This window comes from Lichenibacterium minor, assembly GCF_004137685.1.
GTDB classification, from domain to species: Bacteria; Pseudomonadota; Alphaproteobacteria; order Rhizobiales; family Beijerinckiaceae; genus Lichenihabitans; species Lichenihabitans minor.
This window is the reverse complement of record NZ_QYBB01000085.1, coordinates 1-8,902: the sequence shown is the minus strand read 5'-3', so window position 1 is coordinate 8,902 and position 8,902 is coordinate 1. Positions and strand designations below refer to the sequence as shown.

Below are 8,902 nucleotides of genomic sequence, written 5' to 3'. Positions count from 1 at the left end.
CTTTAGGCTAGCCGTAAGCCCGTAAAGTCGGCCGCGGGCCAGTCATCCCGCAAGGCGGTCTTCGTCGGACGCGTACAGCGCGGCAGCATCCTGATCACCTCCAACCGCGTCGTCAGCGACTGGGGAACCGTGCTGGGCGACCACGTCGTCGCCACCGCCATCCTGGACCGCCTCCTCCATCACAGCCACGTGCTCACCATCCGCGGTGACAGCTATCGGTTGCGCGAGAAGAGGCGTTCGGGGCTGATCAAAGCGACACCCGTGCCGGCTCAGGCCGGGGCGTCAGAATAGCAGGGGGTGGATGGGTTCCTCGTGGCGCCACCGGATGGGTTCCTGATGTCGTTTGACAGTCCGCACCGTGGTTTCGACCGAACGCATCAACCACGGGCCGGGCACCTTCGCCGCGCTCCTCAAAACCGTCACGGTCTGAAACACGTCCACGACGTCCGACCCCGGACAGAAGTCGCGGTACGAACGCAGGTCTGAACCCCCTGGGTAATTACCAGAAGCCTGTTCAGCTGGAGACGAACCACCGGCCATGTCCCGTGGTTGCCCGGCACCAGGAGGTCGCCGACTTTCGTCTTGAGACGCTGTACGCTCTTTTTGGACGGGCTCGCGCCCAGGTACCAATGGCCATCCTTGCGGAAGCGGTGCGGGCCGAACGTGTAGCCCAGGAAGTCGAAACTTTCCTGTCGGGCGTCTTTCACCGAGGTCTTGGCCTCGTTGAGCGTCAGCCCGAGCCGCGCCATCACAGACCGCGTCCACGCCAGGGCCTCGGCCGCGTGACCGCGGCCGAGGATGACGAAGTCGTCGGCATAGGAGATGACACGGGCCCGGAATACGTCGTCCCGTCCTGTCAACCGCCAGTGCTTCAGGAAGCGATTCATGTAGATGTTGGACAGGAGCGGGCTCACGACACAGCCCTGGGGCGTGCCGGTCCCACTGTCGCGTCCACCACTCATGCGTCGCGTCCCGTCGCCGTCCCGCTCCTCCACCGGCACCTTGAGCCACAGCCTGATCAGGTGCAGCACGTGCCGGTCGACGACGCGGCGAGCGACCGATTCAAGGAGATCGTCGTGCGGGATCGTGTCGAAGTACTTCGACAAGTCCGCATCAACGACATCCGTGAAGCCAGGGCAGAGGAGCCGATGCACTTCACCGATCGCATCGCCGGCACCACGGCGCGGCCGATAGCCATAGGCATTGTCCTCGAAGTCCGCCTCGAAGATCGGCTCCAGCACGAGCTTGGCTGCCGTCTGCGCCACCCTATCCCGGATCGTCGGGATACCGAGAGGACGGAGACCGCCCCCGGGCTTCGGGAGGTTTACACGACGAACCGGCTCGGGCGATACGTCTTCGCGGCGAGTTCCTCGCGCAGTCCCGCCAGCCACGTCTCCACGCCCGCCGCCTCGATCGCCGAGAACGTCACCCCGTCCACGCCGGGCGCCCCACCGTTGTCACGGGCGAGCGCGTAGGCGTGGGCGAGGATGTCCGCCCGACAGATCTTGTCGTAGAGCACGTAGAAGCGGAAGGCAGGCTCCGCCTTCGCCTTGCAGTAGAGCTTCCTCTGGAGGCTCCTGATCCGTTCAGGTGTTTCAAGGCTCATCGCCAATCACCATGCCCTCGCCGCCAAAAGAAAGCACACCGGAAGTCAGGGCCCTTCCCTCCGCCGGAGTTACCCGGCCTCGACGGTCATACGGCCCTGTCCGCCACCCGCCCGGGCCGCCGCCAGAAACGACGTCGATGGCGCGACCACCACCCGGAACGGGCTTCCCCCGATGACCCAGATCACCCTTCCAACTTGCCGTGCTTATTACCCCCGGTGGATCGAAACAGGTGCACGTGTGGGTTGCTTCCCTGTCCGCGCGGCCTTCCCCGATATTCAGGCGGGTCGGCATCCACACCTTCACTTTCGAGGCCTGCTCAGGCTTCACTCGCGTTACGGCCCGCTGGATCGCTCAACCGCCCGAGGCGGCCTTTGTCGCAGGGCTTCGATCCAGCCGGTTGCCCGACCAAACCGCCTGCCAGCTACCAGATCAACCGACAACTCTCTGGACGGAACCTCCCTCCGTTGGTGACCTACGCCGTCGGGGCGCACTGAATAAAAAGGGCTAGATTACTTTGGCGCTTCGATATAGAGTGGTATTTCGCAAAATCGACGCCCTTTTGCCGCCTCCCTATGATCTATTTCTGGTTGACACGTGATGAATGCGCTACCCAGATCGTTCCAAGCACGGATTTTCTGCCATTCCACGTTTACTGGCGTAGGAAAGTCTGTATTCTGCTTGATCGGTGATGAATGTTCGTCAGACGTTTTTCTGGCTTGACCGCTATAGAACCCGACCTGCGCGGCTACGATCATGCCAACAACCGTAGCCGTCCATCGCACGGCTGTCCTCCGTGCCGCCCTTTCGACGAGCGCGCAATATATATTGCGCTCTTGCGCGTCCAAGCGACCATGCGCTCGCCTGATCTCCTGAACGACTTCAATCCCCGCTCTCCGTATATCGGCTGTCGTTCCGGCCATCTCTGCCGTCGTACGACAGAGCGTCTTGACGAACGGCCAAAACGGATCGAACTGGTCGATACCGGCTTCCCTCGCATTCCTGATGATGTCGTGGGTGGAGGCGGCGCTAGCGACCGCCTCCGTATTTCGACCCAGTGTCGTCACGGCAGCCAATCCAGCATAGGCTCCATCGACTGATGCAGGCGCTCCAACCATCGACGCGTCTGTTGCCGCTGAGTGGGTGAGAGAGGCAGTCCATCGACGAGCGCGCAGCCCTTAACGGCATATTGAAAACTGACTCCTGCCTCTAAAATTCGATCTGCGGTCTCCAGTCGAGGGATGCGCGCGACCTGAGCGCCCCTCTTGATGGCACGCTGCAGGACCTCATCTCTTCCGACAATGTCTTTGAATACACGATCCGGCATGTGTCGCGGAATCAGGTGTTCATTGAACAAGATCCCGGTGCGCTCCGGCGCGAACAGCCCGTCGGCCTCCAACTCAGTCAACAGCGCTAAGTCCGCAGGATCCGGCCCCGCGAGGTAGAAGATGGCCGGCTTGCTGCCTTCCTCGACGAGGAACGTGTGCAGGTCGAGGTGGTAAGCGAGGGTCGGGAACACTCTGTCGCCTCCGCCGAGGTCGATGACGACATCGATCCTTTCCTCGAGATGCCGATCGATGAGGTCCTCAAAGCCCTGCCGCACGTCGATGTCGTCGGCGGATGCTGTGACCATCGCGCCGTCGACGAAACGCTGAAGACCGATGTGGTCGGCGTCGCCGTCGTACACGAGCACAGGCCGCTGCGCCCGGTCGCAGACCCAGCGCGCCACCGTGGTTTTGCCCGTGCTGCCCCGCCCCACGAAGATGGAGAAGCTCGGCTTGAAAAGCTCCTCGATCGGCTCGGGAGCTTTCCGTCGGCGATTGCTGCGAGGAGCCGCGTCGACGGGTTCACCCATGGGCTTCTGCCCGCGATCGTTATTTGCCTCATTCATCATCGTGAACCCATGACGCGCGACCGAGACCGGCTGCCGTGCGTCGCATTGTCAGCGTGCGTCGATCGGGGCACCTGCCCCGATCAGACCCGGTCGATGGCACGCCGGATCGCGTCCGGCATGCCCTCCCTGGGATTTCGAGCTGCTGTGGGTTCGCGGATCCCATCGGATCGACGCTGGGGGGACGGGGTCGGACCGTTGGTCGCTACCGTCCTGGGGCCCGGTCGGCCGGAAACGGCCGCTGGACTGAAGGTCTGCATCGAAGGGAGCATGCGGACGCCGCGCGCGATGGACTGCGTCTGCGCGGGAACAGTCATACGCTCCCGATCTCGCTGCTCGCTGATGGCACGCCAAGCGCGAGCGAGGGTCTCACGCGAGGGGATCTGCCCCTTCGCGTCCTCGACCCCAACCTCGCGCAGGATGGCTATGACGGGGGCCCAATCCGCGCGCCCGTCACCGATGAAGGATTGCAGGAGATCGTAGTTGTTGCGCAGCCACGGGCGCAGCCGGCGCTCCCCGCGCCGGGCCCTCCCGATGATCTGCTTCAACGACCGACCCACATCCATCTCCCGACTAAACGCGTACACCTACCGTGTTGAAGACAGCCGAAACCCGGATGGCTGAGCGGCCTGCCGATCATGACAGACCATTGCACCCTTGGTCGACATCTACTCACACCCTGTGCGACGATAGAATCGTCGCACTGGAATCGCGGCCTCGCAAGCGCTTTTTTCTGGAGCCGCCGTGCCCTCCGAACTCGCAGACGTGACCGACGAGCTGGCCCGCCTCACCTCCGCGGTGCAGGTGCTGACCGAGACGCTTACCACGCAGACCGAACTCCTCCGCCTCCTCCTCGAGGCGGCATCATCGGATCGGTCCGGCGAGGACACGGTCTCCATGCTACACGTGATTCTCGAACGGCTCGATACGCTGACCGAGTTCCTGGCGCAGAGAGGTACAACCTCGGCAGAGGATCCTCCGCCTCGCAGGAGACGATGACATGTTGACGTTCAGAAAAGGGCTAAGTCAGGGTCCGGCGGCAGCACGGCGCATGGCCGATCACCTCGCCCAGAGAACGCTGCCGGTCGATGTGGCACGCCGTCAGGTCGTTCTCGCCGGCGTTCCCTTTGCTGCGCCGGACGGCACCACCCTCGCGGTGCTCAGAGCGGACCTCGACCCCGTCATCGCTCGACGCCTCGGAACGGAGGCACGTGGTGGCCTCGGAAGCGAGGCTATGACTCGGATCCTGATGGGCCGCCGAGCTGACGGGCTGCCTTTCGAGTCGATCAAGGGGAACCGTAAGGTGGCCTTCATCGACATGTGCCTCTCGGCCGAGAAGGGGGTCAGCCTGCTTTGGGCGTTCAGCGGCGACGCAGCAAAAAGTACCATCGCGGCCTGCCAACGCGATGCTGTGACACGGACCATGGCAGTCGTCGAAGCCGTCATCGCTCGATCGCGGCGTGGCAAAGGCGGCCGTGACGGCTCTGAGCCTGGGACCATGTCATGGTTCACATATGAACAATACACAGCGCGAAAGGTTTTGCTTCCTTCTGCCGACGGCACGACCGAGCAGGCGAGCGATCCGCAATGCCACACGCATGTGATCGTCCCAAATGTCGTCTGGACTCAGAGCGGCCGCGTGACAGCCCTCGACCTCCAACACATGAGCGGCCGCGTCCACGAGTTCGGCGCCCTGTTCGCAGCTTTTCTCGCCGAAAATCTCCGGGAGTGGGGCGTCGAAACGGTGCTGGACCGGGCGACCGGATCTCCTCGCTTGCACTCGGTGCCGGCGAGCATACGCGAAGAGTTCTCCAGTCGCAGCTCGGATGGCGAACGCAAGGCTCGCGAATTCATCGCACAGGCTGGCGAGCGCTTCGAAGAACTCGCACGCATACGGCGGATCGGCCTGATCAAAAGCGGCGTGCAGAAATTCTACCAGGGAGATCGCGTTGACGGCTTGGCCGATCTCGAAGCTTGGGAGAAGCGGGCCGCGAGGCACGACTGGGTTTCAAATGGGATATTCGGTCTTGGAAAGCGTGCTTTGCGGCGCGACAGAGAACAACGCTTGACGGCAGCCGCCGATCTCGCGATCGCGCTGATTGAACCCGATCTGCAAGAACGGACGGTGATCGAGGCGGGAAGAGTCCGCACCGCTGCAGCACGCGCTTTGATCGAAGTCGGCATCGAGGCGAGCACCGACGTGGAGGCCGTCATCACCCACCTTGCGACGCGCCCCATTCGTCAGGACGGATCGCACCGGACCCTACGCGCGATCGATGGCGTCAACGCGCGCGGCTTCGCGGTCAGACGGTACACGGCGGAACTGTCGATCGAGGAAAAGGTGGAGCTGGAGACTTGGCTGCGATCCACCGGCCTAGCGTCAGCGATCTGGAGGATGTCCCACGCGCCGAGCCTCGATCATCGAAACATGGAAAGGCAAGGCGTTGCCCCGTCCGCACTTCGGCACCCGCCCGTGCACTGGCGGAGTGTCCTGCGAGAAGTGTCGCAACGCATTCCAAATTCCGATTCGGAGCCGATCCATATCTCAATCGGCGGCGCGTCGCTCGAAGCGCAGTTAGGAGAAGCGTCAATCCGAACTCACCATTTCGCGACGGCTGACACCTGCCTGAACGACGTAGCGACATTCGATGCTTTGTCAGAAGGGTCAATTATCTTTGTCGAACGAATCAGTGACGTTTCACCACGAGATTTACTTCGATTCTTGCGCTCACAATCGCGAAAAAAATATCAAATCGCAGTGGATGGATATCACGAAAACGTACATGTCCAACATCCAACTCGAGATGAAGGTGTGAGAGCAGCCAATGTCGCAAGCCAAGGCGATAATCTTGCTCAGATGCGCGCACAGAACAGGGTACATTTTACCGAGGGCGACCGCGCCGATCTAATCGAAGCCGTCGCGCATCTTTGTTTTATTGAACAAAACAGGACTGGCAACATTCCGCGGGTGACGGCACCCAACATTTTATTCGCTCGACAGCTCGCCGAAGTGCTTCAGTCTGAAAGACGCCAGACTTCACCAGAAACGCCGTGTTATGCGCTTGAGACCATCGACTTGGACGGCATACCGTCCGATATTCTTTGTGCCGTTGGCGATCCGCTGCGCCTGCAGTCCAGGGTTAATGCTAAACGGAGTGATGGCCGGCGCGGCCTGTTTGGAGTCGCAGGCAGCAAAATTACAATCCTCTCGATCGATTCTGTTGGTCTCCACGCCAGGAACGGCGGAGGAGATCACGGGATCATATCCTGGGATACGATTCGTGATCCGACCAGTTCCCGTCTTCGATTATCGCAAGGTCTTGTTGACATCGCGGGTCAGCAAGGGCGAAATGAGGCTGGATCCCGCATTGTCGTTGCGACCGATCCTTCAAATGAAAACTACCCGGCCGCGCTGCATAACGTTTCGCAGCAGCTGACGGTCAACACCCTTCTCGTCGTGCCAGCACAATCAGTGAGGCACAGATTGGCGAAACGCTGTATTGAGCCCTCGGTGATCTTCACGGAGGAAGACATTTGGAATCAATTCACATTAGATATGAACGGGATACAGCAGACGCCGGGGCAAGCGGCTTTCGATATGGCCTTAGCCACACGGCAATCAGCGGCGCGCGCCCTGAGGTCCGCATCGCTTGATAGCGAACTCCGGGCCTTGGTCCACTCGCAGCGACTCCCCCCCCGACTGCGGTTCGGCTTGCAACGAGCAGTCCGGGCGCGAGATCACCGAAATCTCGAACGCAGCGGAATTGACAGTGTCGGATCGATGCCGGCCATTTCTGCGTGATACAACATGAGGATTTATCAGTTTGAACCCCGGTCGTTGACGGCCTGACTCCCGCTGTAATTCAGGGCCTCTCGCTGACGCGGGAGAGGGTCAAGATCGTGAGCGGGATCAGAACAGTCGCGGACGGGCTGGTGGCGGAGTTCAAGCCACTGCTGCCGTGGCGGGTCAAAACGCAGCGTACTCCCTGCGGCGAGGTAAGCGGAGCGCCGAGCCCACGTTGCGTGCGGATGCCTTGTGGAGCGGGGCGTGGAGGAGGCGGAGCGGCGCGCGCCGGACTGCTCAGGCGGCCGCCTTCAGCCCCGGGATAGTCGGATAAGCCCAGGGCAGCAGTTCGTCGAGCTGGCTCTGGGGCTGGCCGCCCACAATGCGGGTAATAACGTCGGCGAGGTAGGCTCGCGGGTCCACGCCGTTCAGCTGTATCTACCCACGAGGTCGTGTAGGGGTACCCCTGCGGCGAAGCACGCGGGATCGGCGCTTGCTGTTTTCCGTGTGGCGGGAAGGCGGCCAGTCCACTGGCAGGCCGGCACGCGGATGCCTGGATCAGGCCGCGGCGTCGAAACTCGGCGATGCGGCCGGGATGGGCTGCCAGTTCCACGGCAACAGCTCGGCGAGGCGCTGGGCGGGGTGGGACGCGATGCGGCCGAGCACGTCGGCCAGCCAAACCTGAGGGTCGACGTCGTTCAGCTTGGCCGTCACGATCAGGCTGTTGAAGAACGCTGCGCGCTGGCCGCCGCGGTTCGAACCGGCGAAGAGCCACGCCTTGCGGCCCAGGGCCAGGCCGCGCAGCGCCCGCTCAGCCGCATTGTTGCTGAGGCACACGCGCCCGTCGTCGAGGAAGCGGGCGAAGGACGGCCGTACCCGTCCGGCGAGGGCCGCCTTGTGAGGGTGCGGGTCGACGATCGAGACTGCGCGTATGGACAGCCATACGCACAGTCTCCTGCCTGAACGCCTCGAGGTCATCGAGGTCGGCCGTCGCCGCCGTTGGTCCGAGGATGAAAAGCTCCGGATCGTGACGGAGTGCCTGGAAGGGCCGCGCCTGGTGTCGGCGACAGCGCGGCGTCACGGCATTACCCGGTCTCAGTTGATGGCGTGGCGCCGGGCGTTGAAGGTTGAGCGCGTCTCCCCCCAGCCGCCCCCGGCCTTCGTGCCCGCCGTCCTTGTGCCGGAGCCGGCACCTGTAGCCAAGGTTGCGACGCGTCGAGGAAGGCCTCGGCAGGCCGTGCAGGGCCGCATGGTGATCGAGTTGGGGCGGGGCCGTCGCGTGGTGGTGGACGGCGCCGTGGACGCCGAAGCGCTCGCGCGCGTGCTCGACGTGCTGGACCGGCGATGATCCCGGTCCCGTCCGGCGTCCGGGTGTGGATCGCGACCGGCCACATCGACATGCGTCGCGGCATGAACGGCCTGTCGTTGCTGGTGCAGGAAGGTCTCAAGCGCGATCCGTTCGCGGGCGACCTGTATGTGTTCCGGGGCCGGCGCGGCGACCTGATCAAGTGCCTGTGGCACGACGGGCTCGGCCTGTCGCTCTACGCCAAGCGGCTGGAACGGGGCCGGTTCGTGTGGCCCGCGACGGCGGGCGAGAGCGTGGCCATCACGCCCGCGCAACTC

8 protein-coding genes and 3 pseudogenes are annotated in these 8,902 nt (G+C 63.1%); 5 read left to right on the top strand and 6 right to left on the bottom strand.

Going from position 1 to position 8,902, the window contains the following annotated elements:
• Positions 1-69 precede the first annotated feature (69 nt).
• Positions 70-291, top strand: a pseudogene (locus D3273_RS26525) (ATP-binding protein); the annotation flags it as partial.
• A gap of 128 nt (positions 292-419) precedes the next feature.
• Here D3273_RS26525 and D3273_RS26520 read toward each other — a convergent pair.
• From D3273_RS26520 to D3273_RS26510, 4 genes are all read right to left on the bottom strand, one after another.
• Positions 420-1,265 carry a reverse transcriptase domain-containing protein gene (locus tag D3273_RS26520; protein ID WP_245501409.1) on the bottom strand — a complete coding sequence of 282 codons (846 nt, stop codon included), beginning with the start codon at positions 1,263-1,265 and terminating at the stop codon, positions 420-422.
• Between the two features lie 59 nt (positions 1,266-1,324).
• Positions 1,325-1,606 carry a hypothetical protein gene (locus D3273_RS29465; protein WP_245501408.1) on the bottom strand — a complete coding sequence of 94 codons (282 nt, stop codon included), beginning with the start codon at positions 1,604-1,606 and terminating at the stop codon, positions 1,325-1,327.
• Between the two features lie 1,061 nt (positions 1,607-2,667).
• Positions 2,668-3,459, bottom strand: coding sequence for an ATP-binding protein (locus tag D3273_RS26515; RefSeq protein ID WP_129229962.1), 792 nt, complete (start codon positions 3,457-3,459; stop codon positions 2,668-2,670).
• A gap of 119 nt (positions 3,460-3,578) precedes the next feature.
• Entirely contained in the window at positions 3,579-4,043 is a 465-nt protein-coding gene (locus tag D3273_RS26510) for a hypothetical protein (RefSeq protein WP_129229961.1), read from the bottom strand.
• Positions 4,044-4,239: 196 nt separating this feature from the next.
• Between D3273_RS26510 and D3273_RS26505 the strand changes: the two genes are divergently transcribed.
• Positions 4,240-4,494, top strand: a complete 255-nt coding sequence (locus D3273_RS26505; protein ID WP_129229960.1) for a hypothetical protein — start codon at positions 4,240-4,242, stop codon at positions 4,492-4,494.
• A gap of 1 nt (position 4,495) precedes the next feature.
• Entirely contained in the window at positions 4,496-7,297 is a 2,802-nt protein-coding gene (gene mobF / locus D3273_RS26500) for a MobF family relaxase (RefSeq protein WP_129229959.1), read from the top strand.
• A 279-nt stretch (positions 7,298-7,576) separates the two neighbouring features.
• Here the strand turns inward: mobF and D3273_RS26495 are convergent.
• Together D3273_RS26495 and D3273_RS26490 are read right to left on the bottom strand one after the other, a co-directional pair.
• Positions 7,577-7,714, bottom strand: a pseudogene (locus tag D3273_RS26495) (transposase domain-containing protein); the annotation flags it as partial.
• 123 nt (positions 7,715-7,837) lie between these two features.
• Positions 7,838-8,149 (bottom strand): annotated as a pseudogene (locus D3273_RS26490) (transposase domain-containing protein); the annotation flags it as partial.
• Positions 8,150-8,210: 61 nt separating this feature from the next.
• On the opposite strand from D3273_RS26490, the gene tnpA reads away from it, so the two are divergent.
• Positions 8,211-8,627 carry an IS66-like element accessory protein TnpA gene (tnpA, locus tag D3273_RS26485; RefSeq protein WP_129229957.1) on the top strand — a complete coding sequence of 139 codons (417 nt, stop codon included), beginning with the start codon at positions 8,211-8,213 and terminating at the stop codon, positions 8,625-8,627.
• The coding region (tnpB, locus tag D3273_RS26480; protein WP_165359725.1) for an IS66 family insertion sequence element accessory protein TnpB at positions 8,624-8,902 on the top strand (279 nt) is incomplete at its 3' end. The genes tnpA and tnpB, both read left to right, overlap by 4 nt.

Coding starts and splice junctions, on each gene's coding strand:
- mobF (WP_129229959.1), top strand. CDS start 4,496: ATGTTGACGTTCAGAAAAGGGCTAAGTCAGGGTCCGGCGGCAGCACGG.
- D3273_RS29465 (WP_245501408.1), bottom strand. CDS start 1,606: ATGAGCCTTGAAACACCTGAACGGATCAGGAGCCTCCAGAGGAAGCTC.
- D3273_RS26515 (WP_129229962.1), bottom strand. CDS start 3,459: ATGGGTGAACCCGTCGACGCGGCTCCTCGCAGCAATCGCCGACGGAAA.
- tnpA (WP_129229957.1), top strand. CDS start 8,211: ATGGACAGCCATACGCACAGTCTCCTGCCTGAACGCCTCGAGGTCATC.